A 13,933-nucleotide genomic window follows, 5' to 3' on the forward strand; every position below is an offset into this window, starting at 1 on the left:
ACAGGGGGCCGACTGTGTCCAATCACATCAGAGACAGGAAGGCGGGCTCATCCTGAGCGTCCGGCTATTCACCGCCTGAGGCGAGTATGTGGGCCGAAATCGACTGGAGGTGGCGATCATCCGTGGACGGCTGCAGGGCCTTGATCTGCGGGTAGACGGCGGCGGCATCCTTGCCAACCCAGTCGACGATGTTCAATACGCTCAGGCTCGCATAGGACTTTTCTTGCAAAAGCCGGGAGAGGCAGTCCGCAGCGGCGTCTTGCTCCCCAAGGCCAAAAAGCGCCCACGCGGCGACAGCACGAACCTCGTGAGAGTCGTCATCAAGCGCTTCCAGCAACTGCTCGCGCGCGGGCAGTGCGTTCTCTCCGAGCAGGAGGCAACCGCTCACCGCCCAATAGCGCAGGCCGACATCCTCGCTGTCGATATCCGCCACCATGGCCGACAGGTTCTCCGGATTTGCCGACAGGGCGCGGTCGGCGGCATCGAGATAAGCGGGCAGATTGTAGGCTCCGGAATCCCTGGCCCATTCGTAGATCGTGAGGCCGTGCCCGGCAGACAGACGGACCATCTCGCTCTCAGGCAGCAAACCCGTATCATGGATGTCGAGTTGCCACTGGCGCAGCGCCTGCCGCATACGCTCGGCCTCGCCAACGCATGCACCATTGCCGATCAGGTTGTGAATATTGTCCGGGTCCGATTGCAGGTCGTAGAGCTCTTCCGCATCCCCCTTGGGCCGGAAAAACCGGCCGGTCACGCTATCGGCCTTGCCCGCCAGGAAATAGTCTTCCCAGGCGCGGGTGGCCACCATCCTCCACAGGTAGTCAAGATGCTGGCCGTTGGGGACGGCGGGCATGTAGTTTTTGATATAAAGGTAGCGCCCGTCTGTCACGGCGCGAGTATTGTCAATGCGCTCGCCCATCCGCCCGCGGTAGGCAAAGTGATACTCGCGCGGCTGCTCTTCGCCAGGGCCGAGAAACACCCGCCCCTGCATGACCGGGGGGATGTCCGCCCCGGCGAGGCTGAGCCAGGTTTTCGGCATATCGATAAAGCTGACCAAACGCTCAACGGGCGAGCCGGGCGCGTCAGCGGGCCAGAGCGACTTGTATTTTTCGGGGATGCGGATAACAAGCGGGCAGTGCAGGCCGGACTCGTAGAGGAAGCGTTTGCTGCGGGGCATGACGCCGCCGTGGTCGGAATTGTAAATAACGATCGTGTCATCGGCCATCCCGGACTCTTCGAGCTTTTTCAGGACCTGACCGACCTGATCGTCCATTCGCTCGACCGCGTCATAATATTTGGCGTAGTTTTTCCGGATCGCGGGCAGGTCCGGGTGGTAGGCGGGCAGGTCGGTGTCCGCCGGGGAGTGGAGCGTGGACTCGACGTCCCCCTGCGCCCGGCTCTCGTGGGAGTCGAGGAAGTTGACCACCTGAAAGAACGGCTGGTGTTGCTTGAGGGTTTCCCATTCAGGCTGGGAAAAAGGCGTATTGGGCACCCAGCCCTCGGGCTTGCTGTCATCCCAGCAATCCTCATCCAGGCGGCCCGCTATGTTGTAGTCCGTCTTCGTGTAGTTGGCGCAGTAGTAACCGGCCTTACGCAGTTGGTCCGGGTAATACGGTATCTGCTCGTGCGGGATCTCGTAACGACTGCGCATGGGAAAGGTTCCCAGGGAGAGCGCGTGGACCCCCGTGATCCATCCGCTGCGCGAGGGCGCGCAGACCGGCGCGTTGGCATAGGCTTTGGTGTAGCGAAAGCCCTCCTTGGCCAACTGGTCAATGTTCGGCGTCTTGGCAAAGGGATTACCGTAGCACCCGATCCACGTCACTTCGTTGTCTTCACTGGTCAGCCACAGAATATTCGGCTTGGAGTCAGCCGCTGGCTGGGCACATGCGACGCCCGCAAGGGTAACGGGCAGAACCGTGCAAGCGAGCTTGAGCAGGCCGGGTATCCAGTTTCCACAGGGGGGGGGAAAGGAGGGAGATGAATTCATGATGGACGCTAAATGAATGGAGAAATCCGCGGTCACTGCAGCGACAGGACAGGTCGATCTACGGTGCCAGCTGTCTGAGTGGCGCTATATGCTGGCGACAGCCTCACGGGAGGGGCTGGCGGCACTTTGGAGCGCAGGCTTTTGCCCGAAAGGTGTCAGCGGGCGGTTTTCGATCCACTTGCCCTTGACGAGCGTGATGCGAAACGTCTCCGGGATCCCGCGCTCGCCTTGCTGTATCATGGATACGAGGTTGTCGGCGGCGACGCGGCCGATTTGCTCGGCGTCTTCGTAAACACCCGACAAGTCCCAATGGCTGTGAGGCAAAAAGGCGCAGGTGAGCACCAGCTCATCGACGGGCAATCCGGCCTCCCGAATACGCTCCTCTATGTCGGGAGGGCCGATGAGCGCGGTTGGCCGGTAGCGCTTGTACCACTTGGCAATCCCCCGGGGGTGACATTCGGTGGGATGGAGCGGAGGGGTTTTGATGGCTTTCTGGGCGATGAACGTTTCGGAGAGGAAGCCGGAGAGAATGTGGTTGTTCATCCGGTCGTCGTGGATACTCAAGTACCCAATGCGTTCATGCCCGGCGGCATAAAGCTTGCGCACAACGATGATCGCCGCGTCATACTGGTAGGGAGCGACCGTGTGGAGCCGGGGCTTCTTCAGGCTGAAGCCAAAGGTGATGGCTGAAAAGTGCTCCCAACTGAAGTCGATCTCCATGTGCGGGTCAGGCTGGGGGCAGACGAGAATACCCTGAATATTGCGCGAGCGCAGGATCTGGCTCAGGCGGTTGGTGCTAAGCCCCTTCTCGGCGAGATCAAAGGTCTCAATGCCATAGCCATGGGTGCGTGCCTGATCTTTAGCCGCCTCGTAGAAGCGGCGGTAGATGAGCTTCTTCCACTGGAAGTTCGGGGCCGTGTTTACGAGCCAGGCCAGTGTGCCCTGGAAAGACGCGTCATGCTTTTTATGACGGTAGGCCGCCAGAGCGGTGAGCATCGGGTCCGGCAGGTAGCCGATATCTTCGGCTATCTTCTTGATCCGGTCGCAGGTTTCCGAAGCAATGTTGGGGTGACGTTTCAGGGCGAGCGAAACGGTCGAGCGGTGCACCTTGGCAATGCGCGCCACATCCATCTGGGTTGGACGCTGCTTGGGATCGTTGCTCACACTTTCCAGCGTAGGCAGCCCGTCCGGAAGCGTCAAGTAGGGAGCGTACCCCCCCGACTCTGCAAGGGGGAACGACTTACGGGTTGTTCTTGGCTTCATTGCGTTCTAGGGGTGTGAATCTTCGGCGGCCCCCTGGCACTCCAGCGCATTATCCATAGCGGACGCGGCGGCCGAATCACGTTTGCGTTGACGGAGGCGGATGCGATGCGAGGCCAGCAGTAGCAACCCGGCGACCAACAGGACACACCCGGCAACTGAGAGGATGGCGATCCGGCCCGAAAGGGGGTTGGGCAGGAAAAGCAGCAGCAGGATGAAGCCGCCCATGACAAGCGTGGTCATACCCAACATGTGCGCCTGCACATGATCGGTGCTCTCGCCACGCTCTTCCTCGCTCAGTGGGGTGTGCATGCGCTCGAAGAATGCCTCCACCTTTTGCCTGAAAGCCGCTGGTTGGCTTCGGTAGAAAGGCATGCTGGCGAATGTGGCAACCGTCCCGAATATCATGACCCAGATACTCCGATCGACGTAGTTCCAGTCATTGCCGGTGATCGCTTCGTCGATCAGCGACCAAAGCGAAGGAATCATCGCGACACCAAGGATGGAGAAAAAGCCCCAGCGTGGCAGACTCTTGATCAATAGTCCGGCCAGCATGGGTATAATGAGCGGCATGCCGATGATGGAGCCAATGATCAGCATGGAGTCGAACAGGCCAAAGCCCTCCATCTGCGAATACCAGACCGCCATGCCGGTATTAAAAGCCCCCAAAACAACGGTGGCCACGCGCCCAACAAACAGGGAACGTTGGTCGGACAATTCCTCTTTGCCAAACACGCGTCTCAACGCTGGCAGGATATTGCGGATGAAAATCCCGGCATTGGTGTTAATCGTTGTGTCCATCGTACTGAGGGTAGCGGCCAGCATGGCGGAGACCATGATGCCCATCAGCCCGTTGGGAAGCACCTGCATCGCTGCGACCGCATAGGCTGAGCCCCCCACCTGTCCGACATCGATGCTCTGAACCTCGGGCGCCCAGAGCGCGCGGGCTACCAGCGGAGGGGTAAACCAGATCAACGTGCCCAGGATCATTCCGAAACCACAGAAATAAGCGGCCCTGGAAGCTTCCCGGCCATCTGCGGCGGCCAGATAACGCGTGGCCGTCAGCAGGTTGAGCTGCCCGGTGAGTTGGATAAGAAACGCGACCACCATCCACTTCCAGGTAAACTTCCCGTCCGGGAACGCCCCTTCAGGTTTGATGAGCGCAAAATCGGCCTTCAGGTCCGGGCGGGAGAAGACATCGACGAGCCCCTGTACGCCCCCGACTTCCTTTAGGCAGTACCAAGCCACGAGAATCGTGATGGGGAAGAGAACCAGAGACTGCACAAAGTCGTTGCCCATCACGGCCCACTTCCCGCCGCGGATGGAGTAAAGCGTGACGACGGTGCCCAGGATCAGGATCATCGGTACCGGCGGGATGTTAAAGACGCTGGCGCAAAACACCGCCAGCGCCCAGAGCGGAATGGCTCCCGAAAACAACCCGAAGATCAGCCCGTAGTAAGACTTGAACTGTTCGACCGACGGTCCGAAACGCCAGCGCAGCACGTCGGCTACGGTATAAGCCCGCGTCTGCCGCAACCAGCCGGCAATCCATGCCCCCTGGATAAAAAACGCGCAGATCGTCGCCAGATAAATAACGAGCAAAGTGGGGCCGGCTTCATAAGCGGCTGCCGCGTTACCGGTAAAGGTGAAAGCCGAGATGCCCGCCATCAGTGAACTGCTGCCGACCAGCCACCAGGTGGCCTTGCCTCCGCCGCGCACAAAGTCGCTGGAGCTGTGGCTGAGCCGGCCGAAAAACCAGCCGACGGCAACGAGGAAAACCAGGTAGATGCCTATTGTGATGTAATCGCTCGTTTGCATGGCTGGCCTACTCGGTGTAAAGGTCCCAGTCTTCGAGGGGGAGGATGTCCGGGGCACCCCCGTTGACAGAGCCGGGGGTCAGCGTAATGACCAGTGAAAGGTCGTTACCGGAGGCCGGGACGGTTGCTGTCAGTATTTGGCAGCCCTGATTCTGGTGCTCCTTTTTCGTGGGAGGGGCGGCTGATTCGATGCTGAAGGTCGCGTCAGCGGGCTCTATAATCTCAGCTGTCAGCTGTTGACCGTCCAGCGTCAGTTGCGCGCTGCGGCCGTCATCCGCGACCGTGATCGTTGCGCGCGTCATCATGCGCCAGACCAGTGGCTTGTCTCCGGTGGGGGCGTGCCACTCATCCTGAACGAGGACTTGCTGGTTATCGATCAAGGCAATGCCGCGCAGGATTCTTTCAGCGGTGCCGGGAAAGACCTCCGTCATGTCCACGACAGCACCGGCGAAGCCCGGCGCATCGAAGAAATGAATGACCGGGGCGGTGGCGTCCTCCTTCTGAATTTCCTCACCCGGACCGGCGGTGTTGTGGCTGAGGTTCGTCATCCGGAAGTAGCTCCAACGCTGCCCGCCGGGCTCACGTCTCCAGTAACCGGGGAGCGAATACTTGCCCGAGCCCAGGTCCTCGGCCCAGCGGACGCCGTCGGCCTCCATCACAAAAGACCCCAAATCGAGGTGCGCATGGGCAAAGCCGTTCAGCCCGGCCTTCATGGCAACCCAGACCGCGTCCGGATCCTCCCAGGAACTCCGTAAAAAGACCAGCTCGGCCACGCCGCGCTTATGGACATTGAGGGGAAGTGTTTCGAGAACGCCTTCCCCATCACTCCCCTCCCCGGCCGGCATCCACAGCGGGAGGAGAGCGGCGAAGCGGTCAGCCCCCCCCTTGGGCAAAGTGGCGGCGTAGCCGCTGAGAGGTTTTTCCTGCGCGTCGGCCAGTCGCTGGCGAAAAAGCGGGATGTATTCGTCTTGTCCAAAGTGTTTGATGAGCCACGCCGCGACCTTGGAGCCGCCCATTTCGGAAGCCTTGGCCGGGCCGCCGTCACCGTATGTAAAGGCCACCCCGGTCGGGCCAAAGATATAGGCCAGATACTCGCTGTTCTTGTCGAAGCCCTCCATCCCGGAGAGCCCGTAGTCGGTCCCGAGCTGGTCCTCCATCAGCGCAATACATAGGGCATTGAACATGACCCCATAGCCCATGTACGTGGGGCTCTCCGGCCAGACGCCATCGGGCGCGTAGTGGGCCATGGCCCGGGGCAGGCTTTTGCGGGCGCCCTCGACAACGAGTTCGGTCATCTCAGGCTCCTCATCCTGCAAGGCGAAAGCGGCCGTTAAAAACCCGCCATTGCAGACCTGGTTCCAGTTGTTGAAGGATATGTCCGTGTTTCCGACCGCGGACCAGTTGGGACGTTTGTCGCCGCCGGATACGCCATAGGCTACCGGTGCGTAGTCGAGGCACTTGTCCATCAATGCCTGGCGAATCGTTGCCCGGTCTTCGGGCGAGAGTTCATTATAAAACCAGTCGTAGCCGAAGCCGACGGCGGTCGCCATTTCAGCGGTTACAAGAAATTGTTTCGGTGCCCAGTCCGAAAAGGAACAGGCGTTGAGCAGTTCCTCACGGGCGCGTTCGGCGTAACGCTTATCGCCGTCGAGGTGATAGATAAGCCCCCATGTCAGGATGCGCCCAAGGATGGCACGGGCGATCTTCAGGCGATCAGTGCCCTTGGCATTGTATGCGAGCGGGGGCTCATGGTAGTAGCTCTCGGCATTCTCGCGCAACCCATCGATCTGTCGGGCCACGAGCGGGTCCGACTTTGCGAGTTGGCGGATATCCTCCGCGCGACTATCGGTTAACAGGAGCCGCGGATGTTGACGGTTCACGAGGGGGCTGGCGGGTGGCGTAGAAGCGTTTACTGCACGCGCCGGGACCGCTTCCGGTAACGGTGTGCGACTGATGTTGCTATCGCCAGGCTGATCGGAAGCGAATGGTCGATCGCATGCCGCGAAGGAAAAAGCGGCGAGCGCGCAAAGGGTCGATGAAAGCAGGCGTCGAAAGGCAGAAGGCATGGATGATTTGCGTTGTGGTCGTTAAGGATGAAAGCAAGGGCTCCGCGAATTTGGCTGCCGGTGACCGGGTTTTATTGGATCCCCCAAGCGGGAGCATCCATGTCCTGGGGGCAATCTTCTACGGTCCAACGGGTCATGTGTCCGTCGTGAAACATGATATTTGCATATCCGTCATGATTAAAACCGATATAAGACCAGGGACCGTTACTCTGTCTGATGCACCGGACGGAAGGCTTGTTGTTCTCGGCCAGCATGACGACTTTACTGCTATCGACATCGGCCAGTGTTCGGCTCTTCCCGTCCGTCCCAAAGGCAATCCCGACGGCATAATTACTCTCCCACCATCTGTCGGGGTTCTGCTCTTCCTCCAGACTGGGACAGGAGAGGGCCTCGCACATAAGGTCCGTGCCCTGCCCGTAAGCTTGCAGGTCATCAATACCGAGATAAGGCCGGACGACGACCGTCCAGGTCTCGGCCGCAGCCCCGCCCGAAAAGGCGTAGTTGGGCGGGAGTTTACTGCCGTGCTCAGCCTGATAGAGTAAAATGGCCTGTCCGAGCTGTCGCATGTTGCTTGCGCAGGCTGAACTGCGGGATCGTTCCTGGATCGTCTTGATTATAGGGAGGATGATCGCGGCGAGGATTCCAATCACCGCAATGACCGTGAGTAATTCGATCAATGAAAAACCGTTGGGGCGTCGGCGCATCATACGTGGGTAGGTAAAGGTGTGATGGGGGCATGGGGCGGAGGAACGCGCCTCCCTTGTGGACATAACAGTAAACGAACGCCTCATGTTTACAAAACCGTTTTATATAACACAGGTTATAAACCGGGCACATCCTCCCCGCCATACCTTTATTCATGGGGGATCCACGCGATTAACCCGTGTTATCATTCGAACGTTCCCGTGGTCCTGTTTCGGACTCAAGTGTCGTCCTGAATACAACCGCACGCCCGGCCTCGGCGCAGAGTTTTTTACGTAATTACAGAAGCGAACAGGCACAATATAACCTGTGTTACAAACCGGCTTCTTGAGAAGTTAAAGAGAAACGATAGCCTGCGAACCAAGACGAATCACTATCGAGCATGAGGGTAATCCTTCTGCCACCAGCCCCCCCCCCGGATGATGCCACCCCAATGTTCCCCTACCCTTTGCATAAGTCCCGGAATGCGAGCAGCTGTCCGGTAAACGACAACCCCAGACATCCCACCTTTCACTCCAATACCAACCACTCAGAATCACACGAATCATGAATGACCTACCCCGATCAAACCCAACTTCGACTTCAATTTCCTTCTTTCTCAGGAAGGGGCTTGCCCGGCTGTCGCTGAGTGCGCTCGGCCTCTGTGGACTTGGCTCCATGGCCGCAGCCCAGACACTCTACTGGAACGGCGGCTACGAGGGCGATCAGGGCTGGTCCACGACCGAATCGGTGACCCCCTGGGCCCTGACTCCCACGGGTGACCCTGAGACTTACTGGGTCCCCGGCTATGATGCCGTTTTTACCGCCACCACCCCGGATGTGGATGTTTGGACGGCTGTTGCCGGAACCGTTACGATTCAGGATGGTGCCACCTTTACGACCAAGGGCACCAGTGGACACTCCCTGACGGTTAACACCGGCGGCAGCGGCGATTTCACGATCAAGGATAACAGCACGGGTGACGGAATCCTGCGTGTCGTTCTCGACGGCACCTCTGCCTGGGACGGTACCATCACCGTACAGGAATTTAACGATGCGAACAGCGGGCTGGTCATCGATGACAGCAATGACGGCTCTGCCACCTCGACCGGCAAGAGCACGAAGATCGTCCTGGACGGAGGTAAGCTGATGCTGGGGGCTGGTATGGTCGCAACCACAGCGACGATCGGCGAACTCTCCGGCCAAGGCATCGTCAAGATCCGTGGCTCATACAGTAACACGCGCGGGGTGCGTATGCTGAAGATCGATCAGGACACAAACACGACCTTCAGTGGCACCTTTGGCGAAGACACCACGCGTGCCGACAACAGAATCGCAATGACCAAAGCCGGTACCGGCACGCTGGTCATTTCCAGTACCAGCGGCCTGGCAACGGATGCCTGGGGCGGATATTCTGGCGAAACTATCATCGAAGCTGGATCGCTTTACCTGATCGGCTCATCGGCCACCACGTACACGAACGTCAGCGGACAGAACAGCTACACGGTCTTCGGTGGTGCGACCTTCGGACTGGACGGCACCCTTACCTTTGGCAGTAATTTCGACGGTCTGGTTACCGTGCAGGACGGGGGCATCCTCGATCCGGGTCGGCAGAATGCCTCGGGCACGATGACACTGGCGGGCGGTAACGGTGCCGGGGCGGGATTGGTTTTTGAGGGTGCGGCCAATATCCGGTTCAACCTCGGTACCAATCAGGATATGATCGTACTCGAAGAATCTTCGATGGTGGGATCGGCCAACGGAGGCGATGGCAGTGTGACCTTCATCTTTTATAACACGGGCGACGTGGTCATTGGAGAAACCTACAATATCATTAGCTTTGGCGGCACGGCACAGGGAATCAGCCTGAACACCTTTGCCCTGTCCGAGGAAAGCCTGCTGGCAGGCTGGGACGGTACGTTCAGCTATGGCGGTGACGGCAACGAACTGCAGTTCACCGTGTCTGCCGTGCCGGAGCCCGCGGAAGCGGCGCTTTTACTCGGCCTGCTCGTGGGTGGAATCGTTGCACTTCATCGCCGCCGCTCCTGATGTGGACATTGAAGTTCGAGCATTCATTAACCCGCTAAAGCCATGAAGCATTTTACTCTTATCGGCATTCTGGGCCTACTGGCCGGATGCTCATCCCTGTGCTTGGCTCAACCGCTCAACCCGGACCCTGGCTTCGAGACGGGGCAAAGCGGCTGGGGCAAGCCCTTCGTCCCAGCCGACAGTCAAAACCGCGGCTGCACACTGGCCTTCAGCGCGGAAGATCCGCACGCTGGCAACCTCTGCGCAGTCATGTCCTCGGAGTCGGATAGCCGTTTTGCGATTACTCCCAAAGGGGGGACGATCAATGTTTTGCCAGGGCAGACCTATGCGATATCCATCTGGAGCAAGGCTGGCGCGGATTTCAAAATCCACCCCAAAACGCCGGGCTTTATCATCCGCGTGGATATGCTCAAGGGAACGCAACAGGTTGAATCGCTCTACATCGATGCGAGCGGCAAGGTGAGTGGGACGATTGGCCATGACGGGCCCGTAATTCCTGATAGCTGGACCCAGGTCAAGGGGCAGGTCTCCGTGCCCGATGGCACTTCTCGCATGCGCGTGAACATCTTTTTCTGGCGTGCTTCCGGCCATCTGTATCTGGACGATATGGCTATCAATCCGGTCAACGATTGAGTAGGGTAAAAGGCATGCCACTTCATCTCTCCCCGGAGCCACTCTTACTGCTAGTGGTTGGTACACTGTTTTCCTGTCTGGGGATAATCGCATCGCCAGTACAAACCGCTGACGATACGATCACGCTGGATGAGAGAGCTTATGCAGTGGAGTGGCTCCTCAATGAAGAATTTGAGGATGCCGGTTGGAAAACCCGTTGGAAGGTCGAAAGCCAGGGCCCAGGGGTCAGCGTGTCGGATGGCAGCATGCGGATACGGCGTGACGGGATGGAGAAGCCGCAGTCGGGCGTCACCGTCTGGTATGACCAAGACCTGCCGGACGATGTCATCGTGATCGTTGACGCGGTCACGGCTCCGGGGAATCACGCCTGTAATCTCAATTTTTTCCTCCATGCGAGTGAAGCCGGAGGAGCCCCTTTACGCTATACCCGCAGCGGAGCCTATCGGGAGTATCACCAGATCCCGAATTACCTGTTCACCTTTACCGGCGGGTTTATGAGCGGATGGTCTCGCGCCCGACGCAACCCGGGCTTCACGCTGATTGAGTCCGATGAGAAAGTTCGCGCCGAACCCGGCGAACACTACGAGATCACCCTCGTATGCCACCAGGGAGAGCTGAGCTTCTACATCGGGGACACATTAATCCATCGCTACAGAGATCCGAACCCGTTGCCAGGTGGAAGATTTGGGCTTAGGACATGGTTCTCCGACGTGGATTATGATCGCATTCGTATCGGGCATATCCTTACCGATGAAACACACACTTCTGACTGACGATTTCTCCTCGAAGATTTCTCATGAATGCGATTTCCGGGCCACACGCGCAGACTCGACCAACTGCCCCTATCCGTCTTGGCGTCATCGGATGCGGCTGGATCATGCGCGGCATCTACGCCCCCATTCTTAAACGGCTGGAAGGACAGGTCAAAGTCACCGCGCTGTGCGACATCTCAACGGAAGCGCTTACCGTGGTCGGGCAGATTTTTCCCAAAGCCAGAGCTTACGCAGGGGTCGAGCAGATGCTGGCAGAGGGAAATCTGGATGCGGTGATGGTCCTCACCTCCGAAGGCGTTAACGCCCGCACCGCCATTGCCGTGCTGACAGCGAATATCCCCGTCTACCTGGAGAAGCCTCCAGCCCGGGACCGGGAGGAACTGCACCTCCTGATCGCTGCCGTGGAGAAATCGTCGGCCACACTTTACGCTGCCTATAACAGGCGTCATTGCCCCTTACTGCGCGAATTGGAAATTCCGAAATCCCTGCGGCGCGTGAGTGGTCGGATGGAGCGGATGGGAAGAACGTTCCGAAGATTTCCCTATACCGCCTTGCACCTGATTGACTCCCTGCATTACTTCACGCGTACGCAGGCATTGGACATTGAAGCGAGCGTGCAAGACGGCCCGCCGCGTGGGTGGCGACTCAGCTACCGACTCGATACCGGCTGCCCGGCAGAGCTTACCTTTATCCCTGACGGAGACACACACTGCGAAATTCTCGTGCTGGAGGGGGTGGAGAAGAGCGTAGAGATTCACTTCCCAAATCCTGAAAGCGACGACGCGCAAGGGCGGCTGATCATACGCAACGCTAGCGGCGAGGTTCGCGTTATTCCGGGAATAGCGGGTGATCCCGCTGTGCAGATGGGATACGAGCCGGCACTACAAGGTTTTTTGGATAACCTGGCGGCGTCGGGCACCGTACCGGAGGCCTACCGGCTTGATTATGCCGCACCGGGCATCAGTCTGATGAATGCCATGTTTGCAGCGATTCCAGATGCCGAAACGGTCGTAAAGCGCTAGTGTTATGTTAGCTATGTTCTTGCTATAAACCTTGGGTGGAGGTGGCGGGTCGCGGTCGTGCAGCATGTATTTCTTGCCGGTCAGGAATCCTTCGAAAGCATCCGTCAGATTCCGGGCAATCTGAAGCATCAGCTCGCCGGAGTATTGGCAACCGATATGCGTGATCTCCACCTTGCGTGTCAGCAGGTCTATCACGAAATGCACCCGATACATAGCCAGGCCGCGCAACGTCCAAACCGGCACCATGAAGAAGTCAGTGGCTGCAAGCTGATCGGCGTGAACGCGGATAAACGTCTTCCAGTCCAGACTGGTTGCTGCGCTCCGGCAACGGACGAATACCTGCCTCACGCAGCACCTCCCCGATGGTCGAAGTGCTCAGCTTGGGATAACCCAAATTCTGCATCACCCCTTGGATGCGCGTGTATCCCCAGCCCGAGTTCTCCACGGCCAGCTTGATGATGAGCGCATTGTGCTCGGCCCGCCGAGCATGAACTACGGAATGATCTCGACCCTTCGGACCATAAGCCATAGCGACGAATTGACGATGCCAGCGATAGATAGTCTCTGGTGTCACGAGTGTCGCGATCTTCATCAGCATCTTACGCCCCAGGCAACGGCCCTTCTCGGCCAAACGCCTGCGTTGGTTCGCGTTGAAGCGGACGCGCTTGCCCTTGGCGTGGATGTCGAGTTGTTCGCGAAGAATACGGTTCTCCTCGACCAAATACTCAATGACTTGCTGCTGATGACGGTTCATCCAGCCAGCCAACATGCTTAACAAAAGTAAAGCTTGCGGTTTCAAGCTAACTTTTTCAAAAAACTATAAGTTGCCGTCAAGAAACAAGAAACCATGAAATCGAGCGCTCTAGAAAATGGCATAAGGCTCCACTCGCCATAGACTAGGTCGGTTGAAGCTCCTCTGAAGTGATGACTAGGCGCCCAAAGGAAAGCGTCCGGGAAAGCTAGTATTGGTAGATGCGGACCCCCAGCCCACCACGCTTATTGTATGGATGGGGCGGGAGGATGATCACTAAAGTTCGCCCCCGGTCGTCCGGGGAACCGACCTTAAAATGGGTGACCTCTGCACTGCCGTTATCGCTGCTGTCAGTGAGCCTGAGCAAAACACCCTCGAAGGCGTTTTTACTGGAAATGGGCATGTCACGGATTTTTCCTTCCTCGAGCTTCCAACGCTCATCGCCAATCTGCCCGTAAACAACCGTGTTGGTTTGATTCCAGAAGCGGATATTGGAGGCCCCCTGCTTCGAGTCGTTCAGTACACCGATCTGGTACTGGTTGACGTCGCCGGGCGACTCCCTGATATAGAAGAGCAAGCGACGGGCCTCAGGATCGACTCGGGCGCTGCCCACCGCGCGGTAGTTAGGCGTACCGTCCTCCATCGGTGGCAGCTTTTCATAGAGGACAAAAACATCGTCACCCTCATATTTATAAGGGATGGGGCTGATGCGGGTAAAGGATGGCGTAATAGGCTGGAAGCTGCCTTCAGTGCGGTAGTAGAGCTGCTGCTCATGGGATGGTTTCGCGCTATATAAAACACTGAAGTCGAATTGAACCAGTGGCGGTTCATTAAGCTGAGCGCAAACGACCGATGTGCCCAGCGTCATGAAAATGAGGATACACAGTGCTCGTT

General features: G+C 58.3%; 11 protein-coding genes. 4 read left to right on the plus strand and 7 right to left on the minus strand.

The window, feature by feature from the left end; translation table 11 throughout:
- Positions 1 to 64: 64 nt before the first annotated feature.
- From H5P28_RS16755 to H5P28_RS16775, 5 genes are all read right to left on the minus strand, one after another.
- A complete protein-coding gene (locus H5P28_RS16755) occupies positions 65 to 1,987 on the minus strand; it encodes a sulfatase-like hydrolase/transferase (protein WP_185676845.1) in 1,923 nt (640 codons plus the stop codon).
- Positions 1,988 to 2,071: 84 nt separating this feature from the next.
- Entirely contained in the window at positions 2,072 to 3,250 is a 1,179-nt protein-coding gene (locus H5P28_RS16760; RefSeq protein WP_185676846.1) for a LacI family DNA-binding transcriptional regulator, read from the minus strand.
- 6 nt (positions 3,251 to 3,256) lie between these two features.
- On the minus strand, positions 3,257 to 5,065 hold the full coding sequence (locus H5P28_RS16765; protein ID WP_185676847.1) for a sodium:solute symporter family transporter: 1,809 nt from the start codon (positions 5,063 to 5,065) through the stop codon (positions 3,257 to 3,259).
- Between the two features lie 7 nt (positions 5,066 to 5,072).
- Entirely contained in the window at positions 5,073 to 6,944 is a 1,872-nt protein-coding gene (locus H5P28_RS20050) for a heparinase II/III domain-containing protein (RefSeq protein ID WP_185676848.1), read from the minus strand.
- 257 nt (positions 6,945 to 7,201) lie between these two features.
- The gene (locus H5P28_RS16775) at positions 7,202 to 7,837 is read right to left on the minus strand and encodes a type II secretion system protein (RefSeq protein WP_185676849.1); all 636 of its coding nucleotides are present in this window, start codon (positions 7,835 to 7,837) and stop codon (positions 7,202 to 7,204) included.
- 652 nt (positions 7,838 to 8,489) lie between these two features.
- On the opposite strand from H5P28_RS16775, the gene H5P28_RS16780 reads away from it, so the two are divergent.
- From H5P28_RS16780 to H5P28_RS16795, 4 genes are all read left to right on the plus strand, one after another.
- Positions 8,490 to 9,860: an autotransporter outer membrane beta-barrel domain-containing protein gene (locus tag H5P28_RS16780; protein ID WP_185676850.1), complete on the plus strand. Its 1,371-nt coding sequence runs from the start codon at positions 8,490 to 8,492 to the stop codon at positions 9,858 to 9,860.
- 42 nt (positions 9,861 to 9,902) lie between these two features.
- Complete coding sequence (locus H5P28_RS16785; protein ID WP_185676851.1) at positions 9,903 to 10,493, plus strand: carbohydrate binding domain-containing protein; 591 nt, start codon at positions 9,903 to 9,905, stop codon at positions 10,491 to 10,493.
- Between the two features lie 146 nt (positions 10,494 to 10,639).
- Positions 10,640 to 11,266, plus strand: a complete 627-nt coding sequence (locus H5P28_RS16790) for a DUF6250 domain-containing protein (RefSeq protein WP_185676852.1) — start codon at positions 10,640 to 10,642, stop codon at positions 11,264 to 11,266.
- Between the two features lie 23 nt (positions 11,267 to 11,289).
- Entirely contained in the window at positions 11,290 to 12,288 is a 999-nt protein-coding gene (locus H5P28_RS16795) for a Gfo/Idh/MocA family protein (protein ID WP_185676853.1), read from the plus strand.
- A 253-nt stretch (positions 12,289 to 12,541) separates the two neighbouring features.
- Here H5P28_RS16795 and H5P28_RS16800 read toward each other — a convergent pair whose 3' ends face one another.
- The gene (locus tag H5P28_RS16800; protein WP_185676854.1) at positions 12,542 to 13,087 is read right to left on the minus strand and encodes a helix-turn-helix domain-containing protein; all 546 of its coding nucleotides are present in this window, start codon (positions 13,085 to 13,087) and stop codon (positions 12,542 to 12,544) included.
- A gap of 160 nt (positions 13,088 to 13,247) precedes the next feature.
- Complete coding sequence (locus tag H5P28_RS16805) at positions 13,248 to 13,907, minus strand: hypothetical protein (protein ID WP_185676855.1); 660 nt, start codon at positions 13,905 to 13,907, stop codon at positions 13,248 to 13,250.
- Positions 13,908 to 13,933 lie beyond the last annotated feature (26 nt).

The sequence above is a fragment of the Ruficoccus amylovorans genome (genome assembly GCF_014230085.1).
In the GTDB taxonomy this organism is placed as follows: domain Bacteria; phylum Verrucomicrobiota; class Verrucomicrobiia; order Opitutales; family Cerasicoccaceae; genus Ruficoccus; species Ruficoccus amylovorans.